This is a genomic window from Okeania sp. (genome assembly GCF_983059655.1).
Genome location: NZ_CEZPJD010000058.1, coordinates 1 through 19,798 on the forward strand (window position 1 = coordinate 1; position 19,798 = coordinate 19,798).

A 19,798-nucleotide genomic window follows, 5' to 3' on the forward strand; every position below is an offset into this window, starting at 1 on the left:
GCGATCGCTCTAATACATAACTCTCTAACCTCAAACTTCACTCCTCCACATCGATACCCATTGCTCTTAACTTTTCTGCTAATTTTTCAGCTCTTTGACGTTCTTGTGCCAATAATAATTCTGTCGTTTCTAATCTTTCCCCACTTGTTGTTAGCAAATTACCCTCACTATCCCACCAACGTAACCAAGGTAGTTCCATATTTTGATAACTACCAGACCAAATACCTAACTCTACTCCTAAGTCTGGAATTGGATAATGACCCCGCTCATTTGCCTCTATTAATTCAAACTTAGCTACCAATTCATCTCCATGTATCAATTGATATACTTCTAATCTTGGTTTTTGAACTTCATAAATAGCATAATAAACTGGTCGAATTACCCTTTCATAAACCCAGAATTTACCAGGTGTTTGTGTGGATTCATTTTCCCCTCGAATAAGAGGTGTTTTATCTCTTTCTTCCGAACCATCTCCCAACACAAATTCTATAACAATTGATGGTAGAATAGCTTCTCTCCAAAAAAAATAAGAACGACGAATTTCACCATCTAATGTGGGTAGAATATGAGGAAAATAACACCAATCTGGAGCAATAGCACCTCGTTCTAAAGGTTCAACAATTCGCCAATAAATTCCTAAACTTTGACCAATACAATATTGTTTTTCCGGATGAATTTTATCTAGTACAGGTTGAATCGAATCTGTTAATAAACTGCTTTGGGGATACTGAAAACTATTGACAAAAGTACCGTCTGATTCTGGTAAATGAGTATGGTCTGGTATAAATATTTTCGGAGGTGGATTGTTACTGAAAATGCTGTCTGATTCTGGTAATTGAGTATGGTCTGGTAGAGACATTTTCATATTAGGTGGATTGTTACTGCTAGTCATTTTACCCCTTAATAATTAACTTGAATTTAGCAATCAAAACCGAGCATCTTTTCATTATTATTCTGATTTTAATCTGGCAACTAATCCTCTGTAAAAAATCGTCAATTTATATAAAAACTCACTCCTCCGGATCGATACCCATTGCTCTTAACTTTTCTGCTAACTTTTCAGCCCTTAGACGTTCTTTTTCAATCTTTTGACGCTCTTGTGCCCGCCCTTCTTCATTTGTAATTAACAAATTACCGAAAAATTGGGTTTAAAGCCTCACCCATAAGCGGGCGAATTTCTATAACTATGCTATAATTAATATTGGTCATGTACCCGCCTTGTCTCATAAATACTGTAGAAAAGAAGATTAGGTTGAAACTCCTTCAGTTGAGAGCAGAACAAGGGAAGCCTTCAGGTCAATAAGCAGCTTAAACTTGAAGGCACAAATAAACATCTATAAGAATTCTTGATTAAGTCGCGGGAGGGCATTCCGAGACTATAAATGGACGTGGAGGCAAGCGTAAGACTAGCGCCAAGGTAGCAGCAGCCTGTGAGACGTCAACCCGCCGAGGAGCTACGGCTCGGTAGGAATCCCCGCGCCTTCAGGCCAGGGAGGATGTCAACTTCACTATCCCACCAACGGAACCAAGGTAGTTCCACATTTTGATACCTACCAGACCAAATACCTAACTCTACTCCTAAGTCTGAAATTGGATAATGACCCCGCTCATTTGCCTTTACTAATTCATATTTTTTTCCTTCCAATTTATACACTTCTACTTTTGATTTTTCAACTTCATAAATAGCATAATAAAGTGGTTGAACTATCTTTTCATAAACCCAGAATTTACCAGGTTTTTGTTTGGATTCATTTTCCCCTAGAATTAGGGGTGTTTTATCTCTTTCTTCCGAACCATCTCCCGACACAAATTCTATGGCAATTAATGGTGGAACAACTTCTTTCCATAACACATAGGAACGACGAAATTTACCATTTAATGTAGGTGGAACATTAGGAACATAAAACCAATCTGGAGAAACAGCACCTCGTTCTAAAGGTTCTGTCACTCGCCAATAAATTCCTGAATCTTGACCGATACAATATTGTTGGTCTGGATGAATTTTTTCTAGTACAGGTCGAATAGAATCTGTTAATAAAATACTTTGGGGATGCTCCTGAAAATTCTTCACAAAAGTGCCGTCTGATTCTGGTAATTGAGTATGGTCTGGTAGAGATATTTTTATGTTAGGTGGATTGGTACTAAAAGTGCCGTCTGATTCTGGTAATTGAGTATTATCTAGTCGAGATATTTTGATATTAGATGGATTGTTATTGATAGTCATTTTCTTAACAAAGATAGATTTGTTTAGGGTTTTCCTGAGCTAATCTCCGAACAACTACTTGATTACTATTATTAAGGATTTTAACGCAGACATTATTATCTAACAAATAACTCATAATAAAGGTGCTCGTTCCTGATATTCTGGCTGAGGTTCTCGCACTAAAGGTTCACCCGTCCAACCTCCTATAACCTCTTCAAAAAATCCCAGTTGCCATCCTTCGTATTTTGGCTTTATTTCTTCTTCATTTTCTAAAGCTTCATCCAAAATTGCTGTGATTTATTCCTCCAAACTACGATTATTTTTTGCAGCCAAACTTTTTAATCTATCTATCACAAAAGACTTGAACTTTTATAAAACAATCTGAGTCATTTTCATAGAAATATACATTAAATAATCAACTTATCTTAATAGTTTTATGTCAGCATTTCCTGCGGAATGCTGCGCAAACAGCTATTAGCTGTCAGCTATCAGCAACAAGACTCTTTCTTATGGGACAGTGTTTAAATTAACAGCTAACTTTAAGGGTAAGGGAGGCAATTTTTGTAGTAAGACAATTAATAAAGCTTTGATCCTAAACTAAAAGCAATAGCTGATAGCTGATGGCTGACGGCTGAATGCTTACAGTTTTATTATTTACCAAAAAATTGTGCTTGAAAGCCTCCTCTTTATAAGGGGATAAAAAGAAAATTTTTCCTTTGAGTCAATCCTATCCATTTTAAAAGAGAAGTAATTATTAATTATTAATTATTAATTATTAATTATTAAAACCTACCTTCAGGTTGCTTAACTGACTCGCTAGTACGTTCTCTAAAATGTTGTTTTGAAATTAAAGATTGATGAGATGATGAGTTTGAATAACTTGTATGTTGTAATTGTCTAACAAGAGTAATTAAGCGCTTCAAATGAGGTTTGACAACTTCTGTATTTTGTATTTCCAAATCTTCAATTTTGGCCTGAAGTTGGGATATTTGTGATTGAGGTTGTTTGGCCAATACTTCCATATCTCTTTGCAAATTAGCGATCGCTTCTTCAATTACCAAAAGACGGCCATTCACTGTTTGCCAATCATTTGTACTTAAAGCTTTTGTATCCACAGACGCTAAACTTTGTTGTACAGAAGAAACTGAAGATTCTAGTGCAGTTAGTTGCTGTTGTATTTCTGGGTTTATGCCTTGTGTTGATTGATTAGAGAGTTTTTCACGAACTGATTCAATATCTGTAGAAAGCTGTTGACGAAGCTTTACTATTACTTTTACAGCATTTTTTTCTAGCTTTTCTACTGATTTTTGAACTTCTACCATCTCAGACTGCTGAGATAATTGCATCTGTTGTTCAAATCTATGTCTATTAGCCACATTTAGAGATAAGGCCAATGTTAGAGGAGCTACTGCATAAAAAGTATGACTTCCAGCTGCTACTGCAAAAGCACCTACTGCTGAACCTACTATCGAAGCATACTCCATCAAATTGATCCAATGCTTTTTATACAAAGTTGGTTTCAGAGCTTTCCGGAGTAATGAATCTTGATTCCCCATAACTATATATTCCTTAAGCTGAATGTAAGGCAGTAGCAGAAAAAGTTTTCCATTATTAGTCTATAGGAGCATTCGATGCCAATTTTTTTGACAGTAATCAACTCACCCTATCTGTATTTATAACAGGATTTTCCTACCATACCTATTCCATTTCATAGTGGAAATATTCTAAATTGTAATTTTTGTTGATGTTTCTTAACTAATCAAGAGCGTCTACATTACATAATAAAAAAAGGCTACGAATGCTAAATATGATCATATTTACTTCTATACTATACTATATAGTTCCCATAAATACTATGTTTTGATGCTTCAATTTTTAGCTGCTTATAGAATTTTCTAATTTTCACTTTCTCATCTAAATCTTGTATCAAAAAATGTGCTATGAAAAAAATTCAGTCTATTTTTACTGTCACTTTGTTTTTTATCCTTCTTTTAGGAGTTGCATTTTTAACTGTAAATTTTTTATTAGCTATGGTAGAAAAATTTTCTTGAGATTGTAATGATAGATGATTTCTCAACAATCAATAATTAATAATTACCTTTCCTTAAACAGGATTAGTGGAAAGTATTTTTTTGATTTACAGTAGATGCAAAGTTTGTGAGATACAAATATTAATATTAAAAGCTATCCTGCTGACTTAATTGTATTGATTGAACTTCGGGAAAAAGCATATATAACCTCATAAAATTATTACTCTATTCCTTAATTTCAAAAGATTTTATACAAAACCAAAATTATTTTTGTCAAAACTATACTTAGGGTTTGCTGAAAAAGTCTGATGGTGATGATAGGGAACAGGGAACAGGGAACAGTTTAGACTATCTGCTACGGCCAGATTTTCGGCATTGTCAGGGAAAAATCTTAGCATTTTGAGACTAAAAGAGTCAAAAACCTTGCACTTTTTCAGCAATATTTAATCCTGGAAGCCTTAATTGGTATTGATTACAATTTTATTCAGCAAGCCCTACTTAACCCGATCAAATAAAATGCTTTTTTTTTGCTTTCTAATTTGAGGTATCAAACTTAATAGGAATCTCAATTACAAATTCTGTGTCTTCTCTAGAACGAGAATTACAGTACAATTTGCCATGATGTTTTTCAACAATTAATTCTTGAGAAATTGACAAACCCAAACCTATATTTTTTTCTGTATGTTTAGTAGTAAATAGAGGTTCAAAGATACGACTAGATATTTCTTCAGTCATGCCATAGCCATTATCAGTAATAGCAATCTCTACAGAAGAATCTTTTACTTCTGTACTAATTAAAATTTGTGGTTTAAACTGTTGATTGCAGATATTTTTTGCTACTAAATATTCGTGTTTCTCCTCCAGGGAATCAATAGCATTAGTTAAAATCTGCATAAATACTTGATTCAACTGTCCAGGATAGCATTCAATTTTTGGTAAGCTCCCATAACTTTTAATCAGATTAATATCTGGACAACCTCCTTTACCTTGAAACTGATGTTGTAAAATTAAAATTGTACTGTCTAAACCTTTGTGAATATCTACTGCTTTTATAGATTCTTCTTCTGCTGTCGAAAACTGTTTGAGTGAACTTACTACATCTTGAATTCTTGTGGCTCCTGCCATAATTGACTCTAATAATTTTGGCAAATCTTCCTGAATAAAATCTAGCTCTATATCTTTAATTTCTGACTCAATTTCTGGCAAAAGGCGAGGATAATTTTTTTGGTAGATATCTACTAAATGCAACAAATCTTTAACCTCATTTATCGCATGAGCAATATTGCCAGAAATAAAATTAACAGGATTATTCACTTCATGGACAATACCTGTAACAAGCTGTCCTAAGAAAGACATTTTTTGCTTTTGAATTAACTGAGTAGTTGTCGAGTTTAGTTTCTGTAAAGTTTGCTCTAATTGGCAAGCTTGTTGCCGGAATCTTTCCTGACTATTACGTAGTGAATCCTCCATTTCCAAACGTTCTGTAATATCTAAACCCACAAAAACTGCCGATGGTAACGATACTTCATCACGATAATATTTTTGAGCAACTATTAAATAAATCCTACTATTTCCTCTAACATTTGTTGCTACTTCTTTGGCATAACTCCAATCTGGTTTAGCAAAAAATTCATATACAAAATCATTAAATTCTGGGCTGGTTTGCAAAAATCCTACTTCTTGATTAATAAAAGTTTCTATAGGTAAATTATAAGCATTAGCTAGATGTTGATTAACCCCTATATATCTTAAATCTGCATCTACCCATGACACTAATCCAGGCACCGCATTTAAAACAGCTTGCAATTGTTCTTTAGCTTCTCGTAAATGTAGATTAATATTATTTTGCTGCGAAATGTTACGTACAGAAGCACATTGATATTCATTACCCTTAAATTCTAAATAATTAACATTAACTTCAACAGGTAAAATGTCGCCTTTTTTTGTACGAAAATAAGACTCAAATCTCAAATGATTTTGATTTTTAACTTTTTGCCAATGAGTCTGCCAAACTTCTACTGATAATTTTAAATCTATATCGTGGATTGTTAGTTCAAGCAGTTCAGATTCAGAATAAGCAAGAAAATTACAGCCCTGTTTATTTGTATAACAAATTTTCCCACCAACTGTTATCCAAAAAATAGGATCGGCAGCATTATCTGTTGCTAACTGAGTTAATTCTAGTTGTTGTTGAAGTTGTTTGTCTGGTGTTATTTCCTCTGTAGATATAATCAGGCCACCAATAATACCTTCATCTGTATGCCAAGATTTGACATTCCATTTTACCCATTGCATTAATCCATTATCAACAGGAACCGCAATTAGATGTTCCAAATCGAATTGGTCAATGATACCCAGTAGACATTTTTCAGCTTGTTGATGCCAAGATTCTGGAAGATTAGGGAATACCCGATCGTGTTGATTACCGATAATTTCATCAGGTTCAAGTTGCCAATATTGTAACCACATCCCAGAAGTTGCCATGTACCGCATTTCCTTGTCTAGCATTGCTATGGCGAAAGGTATGTGTTTAATGAATTGGCATAATTGATGATGACTTCCATTTATCTCTGGATACTGATGATTCTGGGGAAGGGTTGAATGACCATCATTAGTTGCTTTTGTTGGTCTTTGTTTCATTTTAGAAGTTTCTTCCCTAGTCTGATTTAGTGCTTGTACTGTTAGATGGTACATAATCTTAGTTTAATAAATTAGGGGGTGTTGAATATAGTGGGTCTTACCCCCTAGGCTATTGTATTTTTATAACTAACTTTTCTATCAAAAAAAGCTTTCAAATATTAATTTAAAGTTGATTTTTATATTAAGAGTATCTCGGATCGAGAAGTTAGTTATGATGCTTGAAAAAAAGAATAATCAGGAAAATATTTATTATATTTTTGAAATTATTCAGAAGTAAAGAACATGAAATAGAGCAAGATAAAACATGACAGAAATGAAATATAAAAAGCAAGATTTACTTTAAAAACAGATTTATCACCATAATCATTTCCCATATTCTATGCTATTTTTTTTATTTAGGATATTTTTCAATAAATAGTTTTTTCAATCTAAAATCAAAAAAGAGAAACTATCAATTATCTGAATGTTAAGCGATTATTATAGGCAATTGAATATAGTTAAACCTACATTTATTATTTTCAGCGTTCCTCAACTAATACATAGTTATTTAAGACTGAATAAAATACATATTTTAAGTTTTCTATACTGAACAAACAATATTGAGATATACATTCTAAATATATTATTAATTCTTGTCAAGAAAAAAAAAATTACTTTTTATTATCCAGTTTTTATAATTAGTTTACCTTTAAACACCTATAAACTCAGTTCTAAGTATATTTTCTGCTTGGAGTTATAATTCTAATCTCTAGTACATTTTAGCAAGCTTTCGTACATAAACTAAACTCTACATGAAAACTTTATAAAACATACTAATTTCTAAGCAAATTTACACAAAGCAGTAAGTAAATTCAGACATTAAATCTACTCTACCTTTGCGTAAGATAGCTGGATCTAACCTTTCTTTAGTATTACAAGTCATTAAAACAACTAATTTCTGTTTCAGATGAATTCCTGATTCATCTACGACACTTTGATATAAAGTACCATCTAGCAAACTGAGAATATGTTCTGTTTTATTGTTAGTTTGTGCAGCTTGAAGCGAACGATCCTGGGCTAAATTGTCTGCCTCGTTGATAATAATGCAAATTTGTTCTAAATAGGCCGGTGGTACAAAATTTTCTACTGCATCATGATCCAATATAAAAATTACATATCCTAAAGGAACTAGAACTTCTTTTGCTACTGCTTGAGTCCAAGCTGTTTTACCTGTTCCTGGTTTTCCACTTACTAATACAGCTAATTGATTTTGTTCTAGAATTGCTTGTTGTACTGTGTCAGTAAAATTTTGAATGTCTTGAGGAAATGTATCGATCGGAAATTGACTTTGAACTTGTCCTATACGACATTGATAACCACTTACCATCACTGCCATATTATGGGTTGATTTTCTCACAAGTGGTGCTATTTCTTTAGCAATTAAACTGTAGTAACGCCTACCTTTATCATAAGTTTCTATTTGTAACCAACAGGAATATTTTGACCAATAACCATATACTGTTCCTAAAGTTTCTAGACTTTGCCAACTGATAAATCTTTCTATCGGATAGTAAAAATTTCTTTCCATGAATGATTGAGTAATCATGTCAGGTTTACCCAATAAATCAAGTATTTTAAAAATAGTAATTTCCTGTAGTCTATCGAGAACATATTCAATAGCAATAGTGTCTCTAGTAATAGTACGTGTTACAGGTGTTTCTACACTCAATACATCCTGATAACGATAATCTGGAGCTGGAGGTTGAGGAGTTATATAATCCCAAAATTCATCAAATTCATATCGTGTATTTTCCGAAAAAACATTTAATATATTCGCCCACCAAGCAAATTGATGACGACCCAAAGCATCAGCAAGATCGCTCGCTATATCAAGAGTTTTTTGACTTAGTTCCCAAAGATCATTAGATAATAAGTACCATAGATATTCCAAATCAAAGTCTCGGTGAAGTGGTCGCCAACCAGCTCCTAATAAACCCTTATTTTGAGGATTATTTTGTTGATAATTTTCTTTACTACCGAAATATTCTGTTCCCATATTTTGTCAAAAATCTACTTGAAGAAGGAGTCAGGAGTCAGGAGAGAAAATTGCTTATCGATTCTAACCCCAAATAATTTTGAGCACCGCAGGTGAAGTGTGGGGTATTAAACCCGCATGCATAAAAGATAAATAAATTCCTTTTGGAAATAGTCTTTATCTCATTCAGTCTTCAACTTTCATAATTGATTTTATACTTGATTAATTACTTTGATTATTTTCTCATTATTTGTAAATACTGCGAAGGAACTTCATCAACTAACCAAACATGATTTGTAGAAAAGTAAAATCTATAATTATCTTTGTACATGGCACTCGCATCTACAGCAAATACTGCTGGTTTTCCTTTTCTTTTCCCGACATTTATAGCAGTATTAATATCTTTTGATAAATGAACATGATGTCTCGACATTTTTTGTAGACCAGTTTCTTTAATCAAGTCAATTAAATGATTTCCTGTGCCATGATAAAGTATATCTGGAGGTTTGATTGCTTCTAATTGCAAATCAACTGTTAGGCTGTGTCCTTGGTTAGCACGAATTAAAGTTTTAGTATAGTCTAAAGAAAAGCGTTTTTTATCATTTTTTTCTACAACCTCATCTAATTCTATCTGAGTTATAGGAAAGTTATAATTTTGAGATGCTTTCAAAAGTTCTTCAATAGTAACCCAACCATTGGCATCAAGTTTTATACCTATTTTATCCGGGCGATGTCTCAAAACCCAACTCAGATACTTGCTGATTTTTTCTATACGATAATTATTCATATTATTATTAGACTTCTTGCAGAAGCTAGGGAATAGGGAATAGAGAGATAAAATTGTTGATTTTAAATCTTGAATTGATTTAATTAAAACTTTTGCCACAAATATATTCTTATAATTCGTTATTTTTTCAAAATTAATATATTTATTTTTACTTGTTCAACTGAGAAAATTAAGACAACTTATACTGTCTAAAAAATCAAATACAAAAATCAAATTTAAACTATATACTACTTTTATAGTACATTATACATACAAAAAGTGTCAAGGATAGTTAAACAATTAATAATTAATTAGGGTTTACTGAAAAAATCTTATGAATTAGGGGTAGAAGTCAGGAGTCAGGATAAATGGGAATTATAGAGAAGGTAGGAGGAAGAATTTTCCCTTGATTTTTCTGCCATAGTTAGCCCAAAACACTAGCTTTTTGAGCTTTTTAGTACCAAAAGTTAGCACTATTTTCAATCAAAAAATGCTTTAGTCTTTATCTGTCAATACTTTGAGAATTAATCAGCAAGCCCTAATTATTACCTCTCCTTGAAAATGAAAATAAGAGGATTAACTAAAAGGATATTTCCTCTCTTGGTAGATTGGATATTGCGAGGAGACCCGCTCTTATCAAAGCTGCTCCGCTTTTTCCTACAGAATGCTACGCAAACATGTCGGCGACAGCCGTTAACTTAGTTATGCGCTAGTAAAACGACCTTTTTTTTCTTCTTTCAAGGAGAAGAGAAGCTTTAAACCCTAATTATTCGCTAAAAATGATATGATCTTTTTGATTAGATGGGTAAAGTACCCACACTTAAAAGTAAGGCAAAATAAATCAAAATAGAAAAAGCAGACCTCTAATAACTGAACACTAATATGATATCCGTGTAAGGCGTTGCTGATTCTGGGTATGATTTGATAATTTTATATTTTTGATTTTGTATTTTGGATGGTTTGAACTACTTGTTAATATTAACTGTTCCCTCTCTTGGTGCGCATTCCCTCTCTTGGTCGGCGTTCCGCAAGCGAGCTGTCGGCGGCGCGGGGTCCGACCGCTTGCGTCTAGCCTCTTACAGAGGAGCTGCGCTAACGCCGACGCGGGGTCGCACCGCTGTTCCCTATTCCCTATTCCCTATTCCCTATTCCCTATTCCCTATTCCCTATAAACCTAATTTCATACCTTAATTCAGCAATGCCCCGTGTAATTAGTAATAAAAAACTTTCTTCTACTCTGCTTTCTTATTCCCTTCAGACTCCTGACTCCTACGGATGTGACTTAATTACCATAAAACAGCAACCAAAAGAAAGTTCTCTTGGTTGCTCAGAATTCAGATATTATTTATAATTCAAACTCTATAGACACTTATTACACTTTAGCTGCTAACTGTGGACTAAATGCTTCCTTCAGTAACTCTACCTTATCTGTTTGCTCCCAAGGTAAATCTAAATCGGTACGCCCTAAGTGACCATAAGCAGCAACATCTTGGTAACAACGACCTCCCCTTTCTGCAGGTAAATTTCGGAGGTTAAAAGTTTGAATAATTCCTGCTGGACGAAGTTCAAAGTTTTGTTGAACTACCTCCAGTAACTTATCTTCATCTACTTTAGAAGTACCAAAAGTTTCAATCATCATGCTCACAGGTCTTGCTACTCCGATCGCATAACTAATTTGAACTTCACATTTTTCTGCTAGACTTGCTGCCACAATATTTTTTGCTATGTAGCGACAAGCATAAGCTGCAGAACGATCGACCTTTGTCGGATCTTTACCAGAAAACGCTCCTCCGCCATGACGGGAATAGCCACCATAAGTATCAATTATAATTTTACGTCCTGTAAGACCACAATCTCCCTGTGGACCACCAATTACAAATTTACCAGTGGGGTTGACAAGAAAACGAGTTTGTGCATCTGGTTTAATCTCTATATCTGCAAATATAGGCTCCACAACATATTTCCAGAGGTCTTTTTTAATCTTTGCTTGAATTTCTGATAATTCTGTAAGTTCTCCAATTGTAGCGGCGTGTTGGGTAGAAATTAAAATTGTGTCAATACCAACAGGACGACCATCTTCGTAAGCAATAGTAACTTGGCTTTTGCCATCTGGCCGTAAGTAAGAAAGTTGACCAGTTTTTCTGACTGCTGCTAGTTGACGACAAACACGGTGTGCCAAACTGATAGGCAAAGGCATTAATTCAGGAGTTTCATTACAGGCGAAACCAAACATCAAACCCTGGTCTCCTGCACCCACTGCATCAAGTTCTTCATCACTTAACTGTTCGCGAGTTTCTTGGGCCTTGTCTACTCCTTGAGCAATGTCTGCAGATTGCTCATCTAAAGCCACTAATACTGAGCAACTATCTGCAGAAAAACCATTTTCTGCGTAAACATAGCCAATATCAGCGATTTTTTTTCTAGCTAGTTCTATATAATTTACTTGGGCCTTAGTTGTAATTTCACCAGTAATTAGGACTAACCCAGTGTTCACTACTACTTCAGCAGCTACACGACTCTGAGGGTCTTGGGTCAGTAGAGCATCTATGATTGTATCAGAAATTTGGTCGCAAATTTTATCTGGATGTCCTTCAGTAACAGACTCAGAAGTGAATAAGTAACGACTAGACAATAGTAGTTCCTCCTAATATTTTTCCAGGCATTAGCCGCTCAATCAACTTCAGCTTAGAGGGTTAGGTTGTATAAAGTAACTAATTTCTACTATCTATGAAGTTGGATGATTTTAAACGGCCTCACCTGAGATTATTTTTACTTGTCAATAATTTTTTTTGACCAGAAGCAGAAAATTCTAAATTACTTTTTACAATTTCTAAGCTAACAGTTGTTTTCTACTATAACAGGCGTTGGTATGCAAATACACAAATAATTAGGAGATAGTCTGACAAATATGTCAGAGTGATTTGTCTGCTATCCTCCCTGCCTTTTATGCTCAGTTTTTAAAGGCTTTCGACGTGATATCAGGTACTTTTTTCAACCTGAAAAGGCTAAAACTTTGATCTATCAGTGCTCTTAGATTTGATCGGTAATCCCTAATTGATCTCGTAGCCAATACTAACTATGACTGGAAATTACTAGAAGCTATCTTTACTAGATTGGGTTTAATACACTGTCGTATACAGTATGTTTACAATACTTTGATTTCTTCTAAGTGGGCGATCGCTACATCTGCTGCCTGCAAATAGCTAACTTCTGGCCTGCCCCAACAAATCCCTATACAACCTGCCGCTCCTGCTTTTTTAGCCATTTCTATATCCATGGGAGAATCTCCCACCATTAATACTTTATCTGGTGTCACTCCTAATTTTTGGCAGGCTTGTAAAAATAGTTCTGGATCTGGTTTACTAAGGCCATTATCAACTCCCATTTCTAATTGGATATAATCGTTGAGTTGATAGTATTTGACAAAATTTTGTACTCCTTTTGTGGAAGCTGCAGATAATATGCCCAGTTTTATACCTTTTTCCCAGAGATACTTCAGCACTTCCAGACTTCCTGTAAATATAGGAGAAGGTTCAGACTGTTGCATGATTTTTTCAGCTTCTTCAAAAGTCTCTTTAGCAATAGCTAGTGATTCTAACCAGTCTCGGCCTGTGTTAAACTAAGCCAGGTAAGTTACCCTACCCGACTCGTCTTCAGAACCGTGCGTGAGACTTTCACCTCACACGGCTCCTCTCTTAAACGTCCCTTTTCATAGGTACATCCCTCCCTTAATATCAACATATCCTCAACCCATAAATAACCTTCAGGTAAGTCCTGTAACTTCGGTTGTGTGTATGTCTTTTTATAATCGGCAGTTTTAGTATCGTGGCAATGTCGGTGCAACAATTGTTTATTTTTATATGTGTTGTCACCACCTTTAGACCTTGGTATTATATGGTCAACTTCAATTAGGTCGTTTGGCCTAAAGGTCAGTCCACAAAATGCACATTTATTCTTCTGCTGTTTTAACAGCATTGTTACTTCTTTTCTTACGCCTGGATATTTGCCAATTCTATTGCTCCAATAAGTCCATTCCCCGTCATAGGGGGATTTATTGCCTTTAACTTTGATGTGCCTTACAATGGCTACATCCGAGTGTAGGTTTAGTATATATTCGCCATCGTTAAGTCTCCAATTTCTGGTATCCTCAACTATAGGGAAATACTTTTCCTTAACCCAGGCTGCTGACTTGTTTGGATGCCTTCTATTTACCCATCGACCTAGCCTCTTCCATAAAAGATTATCCATTTTGTTGAATATCTCTTTACTGACTACGGATGAAAAGTAGTTAGCCCATCCTCTTATTATCGAATTTAATTTAGCTATTAGAGCTTTGGTGGGGATATTTTTGTAAGAATCACATATATCCGCCAATTTTCGATAGTGAGTTTTAATACTCTTGGAGGATGGTTTAACCAGTGTCTTAAATCCTTGTTTGGCTGTCTTCACTTTCCATTGCCTAATTGTGAATCCTAAAAAGTCAAATCCGGGTTTGTTTCCTTCATATTCTTCCAAGGTGTGGGCAATTTTGGTCTTTTCTGGTTTTAGTTTTAATCCTATCTGATTTAACCATTCCTGTATTACGGTTTTTGCTTGCAGGACTACTTTGATGTCTTTGTGTAATATTACAAAGTCATCAGCATAGCGTATTAGAGAAAGACTACTTATTTTGTTCCGCTGGCCTATTTGCCTACCCCTGTTATCTTTCATATCTAGGGTTTTGGCAAATTCCATTAATCTTTTCTCCATACCGTGTAAGGCGATGTTTGCTAGTAGCGGACTGATGACCTCTCCCTGTGGTGTACCTTCCACAGATTTTAGGAATTGATTGTTGTCAAACACTCCGGACTTTAACCATTGTTTGATTAATCGTCTGTAAGGTGACTTTCCAATCTTTCCCAAAAGTACATCATGGTTAATTCGGTCAAAACATTTGGATATGTCAGCATCTAACACATATTTTGGTTTATGGTTGATGTCAATATATATAGCCTCTATGGCATCATGTGTTGACCCCCGGAAAAGACCATAACTATTAGGTTCAAAACGTGCCTCCCATTCTGGTTCCATACCTAACTTCACCAAGGCTTGTAACGCTCTGTCATACATCGTTGGGATGGCTAATGGACGTTGTCTTGAGTGCGTCTTGCATTCTGAGGAAACCTCAGAATTACGCACTCGCTTTTCATCTTTACCTGGTTTTGGTATATAGATCCTGCGGGTGGGGCTTGCTTTGAGGTGGCGTGATGATAGTAGGTTCATCAAATTGAATCGCTGCATTGGGGATAGATTTTTAATACCATCTATTCCAGCAGTTTTCTTTCCCTGGTTATCCTGTGTCACGCGTCTAACAGCTAGCAACCTTGCGTAATAACTTTTTAAAAGAAGTTTTTGGTATCTGTGCATCTTGCGGAATTCGCCACTCATGGATGCTTTGTAAATCAATTTTTGTAATCGGAACACAGACTTCTCTACCTTCTTCCAATTAATATCCTTCCATTTAAGGTTAGGGTTAATTGAAACTTGTGAAGGCATATCTTCTGTATCCCATGCTACGCTTAAAAAGCGAGTGCGTAATTCTGAGGTCTCCTCAGAATGTAAGACGCACTCAAGAAATGTTTTAGGTGATCCTAACTTTCTTTTTAGTGTCTGAGCTTTATTCATCACTATTCATTGCCTTACATTACGTCTAACAGTGGATACGTCTGCAAATTAATGCTTCTTATCCAATCCTACTCTCCCTAAGACCTACGTCCAAAGCGTAGATTGACCTTGAATGGCTTCCTAAGTTCTCGACCTATATTCTTAGGTGTCAAAGAGAGGTTTCCTCGTTCCCTTATTCCTTTTTTACGGTTAATTTAGTGGGGTAAAATCTCCCGGAGGGTTCGGTATGATTGTTGGTATTCCCGCAGAAATAGGAGTACCCAGAGACCCTCTGACTTTCGTCCTACATTCCATAGCTACCTTTGGGATGGTTATATATCACGAGAGTTTGATTACCTTCCTGTTCGTCCACTTGTCAACCTTTGCTAGAAGTCTCACTTATTTGGTAGTTAAAGCTTTAACTCCATTTAGACCAGCTTCGGAGATTGATGTTCAGTCGCTACTCCGTGGCCTATGCTGTCAACCCAACAACAGGGCGGATGGAATCTCACCATCAAGGGTATAAGAGTTTCACAGGTCGGAGTTATAGGCTCCATGTCGTGACCTGAGAGGCTAGGTATATCTGCTTTTCAGCAGTCTTGATTAGCCAACGAGTCGCACTTCAGCAATATAAGCTGCTGCTGCAATTTCATTTTCTCGCCTACTTCCAACGGCCATTAATCCTGTGGGGTTAATACTTTGTCCATTAATCCCAAAAGACATTAGTAATGGTTCTCCAATGCCTGGAATTTTAGCGTCGATGAGACGAGTCAGCTTTTGTCCTAAATTTCTGAGAAACTCTTGGGAGTTTTCCAAAGTGCCATCTTTATCAAAAATTATTGCTTGAATATCTTGGAATATTACATCTCGGCAGTTAATTGTTACCATTCTTTAAAATAGGGAAAAGTATATTTTTAACTATTACTTGTGTCGCTACACGGAAGCCAAAAGCAAGTATGTAATTCTGAGGTCCCCTCACAATGTAAGACACACTCAAGACAGTCAAAAATCAAAAGTATTGACCGGTAAGGCTTTTAGGATTTTTTAACTGCTTATTTATTTCTGCCATCCTGCACTAGAGTTTATTCTGGTTGAGAATATCAAGTCATAAGGATATAGGGAGTAGCTATAAGTTATTTTTGATTTAGTTATTTTCTAACTTATTATTTTACTTACTCCCTATTCGCCGACTAACCTTGAGCTACTTATTCTACAGCTGCTGCTGATTTTTCTTCATCTTCTGTTGTTTCTGCTGTTGCTTCAACTTCAGGTGCTTCCGCTTCAGGTGCTTCTGTTGTTTCTGCTGTTGCTTCAACTTCAGGTGCTTCCGCTTCAGGTGCTTCTGTTGTTTCTGCTGTCGCTTCAACTTCAGGTGCTTCCGCTTCAGGTGCTTCTGTTGTTTCTGCTGTCGCTTCAACCTCAGGTGCTTCTGTTGTTTCTGCTGTCGCTTCAACCTCAGGTGCTTCTGTTGTTTCTACTGTCGCTTCAACCTCAGGTGCTTCTGTTGTTTCTACTGTCGCTTCAACCTCAGGTGCTTCTGTTGTTTCTACCGTCGCTTCAACCGTTTCTTCTATAGTCTCTCCCCGTTGTGCGGCCAACATTTTTTCTCTAAACTTAGCCGCCATTTCTTCTGCTTGGTCATATACGAGTTGTGGATTTTTGACCATTGCCCCTGGTTCTGGTTCTAGTTGCTTAGTTGACAGAGATATCCGGCCTCTGTCAGAATCTAGGTCAATGATCATCACTTTGAGTTCATCATTGACTTTTAATACGCTACTAGGAGTTTCAATATGGTCGTGAGAAATTTCTGATATGTGCAATAGGCCACTAACACCACCAATATCAATAAAGGCACCATAGGGCTTAATACCACGAACTGCTCCTATAACTACCTCCCCTACTTCTAAACGATTCATCTTCCGCTCAACTAAGGCGCGACGATGACTTAGAACCAGACGATTACGTTCTTCATCTACCTCTAAGAATTTTAGAGGTAATTCTTCGTTAAGTAAATCTTCTTTTGGTTTACGCGTACTAATGTGCGAACCAGGAATAAATCCACGCAGTCCTTCTATCCTAACTAAAGCACCACCACGGTTTGTTGCAAATACTTGTGAGCGTACTGTTGCATCTTCAGCTTGTAGTTGCCGGACTCTTTCCCAGGCCCGCATATATTCTATTCGTCGGATGGATAAAGTTAACTGTCCATCTTCATTTTCATCTGTTAAGATAAAAAATTCTCTTGTTTCATTTGACTGTATAACTTCTTCAGGGTTTTCGACCCTATTGATTGACATTTCTTGGATAGGGATATAAGCAGCAGTTTTTGCTCCAATATCAATCAATGCTCCTCTTGGTTCTATGCTAAACACTGTTCCTGCTACAATATCCCCAGGACTAAAGTGATAGTCATATTTATCTAATAAAGCTGCAAAATCTTCGTGAGTAAAGCCAACTTCTTTGGCAGGTGTTTTCAAATTTGTCATGCGTTATAGTTTCTTGGGATTTCTCTCCTTAATTTTTTTTACCGAACAATTAATAATTAAATAATTAAATGATTAAACAATTCAGGTTAAAAGCCTTCCCTTGTGAAGGGGAAAAAAGCGGTCGAGAGATGGCGATCTTCGGAGCGGCTCTGATAAGAGCGGGTTTCCGTTCCCTCCGGGACGCTTTCCTTGCAGAATGCTATCGCAAACGTGTTAACGTAGTTGTGCGCTAGCAAACGCTATGTCCAATCGACCAAGAGAATAAATTTTTTCCTTATTTGTCAATCCTCTCCCTTTTAGGGCGAGGTAATTATCAATTATCAATTATCAATTATCCATTAATGAATGGCCTTGATAGAGCTGAAACCTTAATTTCGTCAGAGCGTATAATATATGTATATATATTTAAGAGCGCATATAAATTTAGGCATTCTTTTACCTAGATATTAATTACAAAGCTCTTGTACTGCTAGGACATCAGCTCTTAGTGAGACCTTTGGAGTCTTTTAGCTAATACTTCTTGCCTGGTTATGGGCTTTCAATTCATTAAATTTAGGTCAGTCTCATTACACAGTTAAACTTTACCTAGAATATGAAAGTCCTCTGGTCTGGTTAAGAATATCATATAAAATATAGATTTTACCCAGCACAAGCTAACCCTAATCTACTATTATTACTCAAAACAGTTTATTTTACCATAAACTTTAATGTTAGTTTTTCATTAATCACTTGTTACCTGAACAGCCCTAATCCATAGTTTTGTAAATATTCAGGACAAATATATTGCAGATTATTTAACCCTATCCCTAATAATTTGGTTCGCTTAAATTACCTAATTCTTTTCTCTAAGTAAGTTTTGAGGCCACACTAATTTATGAATCAACTATTCTTTTCATCAGTTCAGCTCCAAAATATCAAAATATCTTGAATTTACTTACTGCTATAGTTATCATCATTAAATTTAAGATGAGGTGGCACAAGAAGCAGGAGTTTCACTATCAATAGCATCTACTGTTGAAGAAATTTCAGAACTTTCTAGGTGAGTAGAATTAAAATCTAAATTATTTTTTTGATTTTGAAGATGATTTAAGGTATCGACAAAATCTCTAATACCTTTAAATTTACGATAAACAGAGGCAAAACGGATATAAGCAACTTCACTAATGTGAACCAATTTACTCAGAACAATTTCACCAATTTCAGCGCTGGTAACTTCTCTCTGGGATCTACCCTGTAGCTCAACTTCTATTTCATCTACAAAAGCTTCGAGTTCAGTAGGTTCAATACCAGTTTTTTCACAGGAGCGGACAATACCTCGGAGTAATTTCAACTTGTCAAAAGACTCTTTTTTACCGTCCTTTTTAATTACTGTTACTGTAACAAACTCCATTCTTTCATAAGTCGTGAAACGATGCTGGCAGTTCAAACATTCTCGTCGGCGTCGGATACTCTTACCAGATTCAGCTGAACGCGACTCTAGAACACGACTATTTGTATGTTGGCACACTGGACATCGCATACTTTAAATTTCTCAGACATAAGTTCAGACATAAATATTCTATCCTAAATTAGGCCAATACTTATTTAGGATTTGCTGAATAAAGTCTGATGGTGATAATAGGCAACAGTTTAGACTATCTGCTACGGCCAAATTTTCTGATATTCAGGGGAAAAGTATTAGCATTTTGAGACGAAAAGAGCCAAAAATCTTGCACTTTTTCAGCAATATTTAACCCTGTAATCCCTTACAAGTATTAATACAATTTTATCAAAATAACATGGGTCTAAAACCCCGCCTTTTAAGGCGTAATATTTTTGGAGCGGGGCTCAAATCCCCGTTACTAAAATAACTTCTGACTCTCTTGGTGCGCGTTCCCTCTCTTGGTCGGCGTTCCCTCTCTTGGTGAGCATTCCCTCTCTTGGTCGGCGTTCCCTTGCGCCTGTCGGCGACGCGGGGTCCGACCGCTTGCGCCTGTCGGCGGCGCGGGGTCTCACCGCTTGCGCCTGTCGGCGGCG

At 35.9% G+C, this 19,798-nt stretch carries 12 protein-coding genes and 2 pseudogenes; all 14 read right to left on the reverse strand.

What is annotated here, in order from left to right; translation table 11 throughout:
• Nucleotides 1-37 precede the first annotated feature (37 nt).
• Complete coding sequence (locus AC3DU7_RS05895) at nucleotides 38-892, reverse strand: Uma2 family endonuclease (protein ID WP_488038423.1); 855 nt, start codon at nucleotides 890-892, stop codon at nucleotides 38-40.
• Between the two features lie 546 nt (nucleotides 893-1,438).
• A complete protein-coding gene (locus AC3DU7_RS05900) occupies nucleotides 1,439-2,224 on the reverse strand; it encodes a Uma2 family endonuclease (RefSeq protein WP_488038424.1) in 786 nt (261 codons plus the stop codon).
• 111 nt (nucleotides 2,225-2,335) lie between these two features.
• Complete coding sequence (locus AC3DU7_RS05905; RefSeq protein WP_488038425.1) at nucleotides 2,336-2,488, reverse strand: hypothetical protein; 153 nt, start codon at nucleotides 2,486-2,488, stop codon at nucleotides 2,336-2,338.
• A gap of 497 nt (nucleotides 2,489-2,985) precedes the next feature.
• Complete coding sequence (locus AC3DU7_RS05910) at nucleotides 2,986-3,759, reverse strand: hypothetical protein (protein WP_488038426.1); 774 nt, start codon at nucleotides 3,757-3,759, stop codon at nucleotides 2,986-2,988.
• A 1,008-nt stretch (nucleotides 3,760-4,767) separates the two neighbouring features.
• The gene (locus AC3DU7_RS05915; RefSeq protein WP_488038427.1) at nucleotides 4,768-6,927 is read right to left on the reverse strand and encodes a PAS domain-containing sensor histidine kinase; all 2,160 of its coding nucleotides are present in this window, start codon (nucleotides 6,925-6,927) and stop codon (nucleotides 4,768-4,770) included.
• Nucleotides 6,928-7,702: 775 nt separating this feature from the next.
• The gene (locus AC3DU7_RS05920) at nucleotides 7,703-8,908 is read right to left on the reverse strand and encodes an AAA family ATPase (RefSeq protein ID WP_488038428.1); all 1,206 of its coding nucleotides are present in this window, start codon (nucleotides 8,906-8,908) and stop codon (nucleotides 7,703-7,705) included.
• A 214-nt stretch (nucleotides 8,909-9,122) separates the two neighbouring features.
• Nucleotides 9,123-9,773: an RNA 2'-phosphotransferase gene (locus AC3DU7_RS05925; protein ID WP_488038429.1), complete on the reverse strand. Its 651-nt coding sequence runs from the start codon at nucleotides 9,771-9,773 to the stop codon at nucleotides 9,123-9,125.
• Nucleotides 9,774-11,025: 1,252 nt separating this feature from the next.
• Complete coding sequence (metK, locus tag AC3DU7_RS05930; protein WP_488038430.1) at nucleotides 11,026-12,285, reverse strand: methionine adenosyltransferase; 1,260 nt, start codon at nucleotides 12,283-12,285, stop codon at nucleotides 11,026-11,028.
• Nucleotides 12,286-12,798: 513 nt separating this feature from the next.
• Nucleotides 12,799-13,248 (reverse strand): annotated as a pseudogene (locus tag AC3DU7_RS05935) (HAD family hydrolase); the annotation flags it as partial.
• Between the two features lie 38 nt (nucleotides 13,249-13,286).
• Nucleotides 13,287-15,317, reverse strand: a complete 2,031-nt coding sequence (gene ltrA, locus AC3DU7_RS05940) for a group II intron reverse transcriptase/maturase (protein WP_488038431.1) — start codon at nucleotides 15,315-15,317, stop codon at nucleotides 13,287-13,289.
• 600 nt (nucleotides 15,318-15,917) lie between these two features.
• Nucleotides 15,918-16,184 (reverse strand): annotated as a pseudogene (locus tag AC3DU7_RS05945) (HAD family hydrolase); the annotation flags it as partial.
• A 317-nt stretch (nucleotides 16,185-16,501) separates the two neighbouring features.
• Nucleotides 16,502-17,782, reverse strand: a complete 1,281-nt coding sequence (locus AC3DU7_RS05950) for a 30S ribosomal protein S1 (RefSeq protein WP_488038432.1) — start codon at nucleotides 17,780-17,782, stop codon at nucleotides 16,502-16,504.
• 961 nt (nucleotides 17,783-18,743) lie between these two features.
• Entirely contained in the window at nucleotides 18,744-19,301 is a 558-nt protein-coding gene (gene nrdR, locus AC3DU7_RS05955) for a transcriptional regulator NrdR (RefSeq protein WP_488038433.1), read from the reverse strand.
• Nucleotides 19,302-19,609: 308 nt separating this feature from the next.
• Nucleotides 19,610-19,798, reverse strand: a 189-nt coding sequence (locus AC3DU7_RS05960) for a hypothetical protein (RefSeq protein WP_488038434.1), incomplete at its 5' end; no start/stop codon positions are given.

What these genes read in the sequence shown, in the direction of transcription:
- AC3DU7_RS05895 (WP_488038423.1), bottom strand. Translation starts at nt 892, where the DNA reads ATGACTAGCAGTAACAATCCACCTAATATGAAAATGTCTCTACCAGAC.
- AC3DU7_RS05900 (WP_488038424.1), bottom strand. Translation starts at nt 2,224, where the DNA reads ATGACTATCAATAACAATCCATCTAATATCAAAATATCTCGACTAGAT.
- AC3DU7_RS05910 (WP_488038426.1), bottom strand. Translation starts at nt 3,759, where the DNA reads ATGGGGAATCAAGATTCATTACTCCGGAAAGCTCTGAAACCAACTTTG.
- AC3DU7_RS05915 (WP_488038427.1), bottom strand. Translation starts at nt 6,927, where the DNA reads ATGTACCATCTAACAGTACAAGCACTAAATCAGACTAGGGAAGAAACT.
- AC3DU7_RS05920 (WP_488038428.1), bottom strand. Translation starts at nt 8,908, where the DNA reads ATGGGAACAGAATATTTCGGTAGTAAAGAAAATTATCAACAAAATAAT.
- ltrA (WP_488038431.1), bottom strand. Translation starts at nt 15,317, where the DNA reads ATGAATAAAGCTCAGACACTAAAAAGAAAGTTAGGATCACCTAAAACA.
- AC3DU7_RS05950 (WP_488038432.1), bottom strand. Translation starts at nt 17,782, where the DNA reads ATGACAAATTTGAAAACACCTGCCAAAGAAGTTGGCTTTACTCACGAA.
- nrdR (WP_488038433.1), bottom strand. Translation starts at nt 19,301, where the DNA reads ATGCGATGTCCAGTGTGCCAACATACAAATAGTCGTGTTCTAGAGTCG.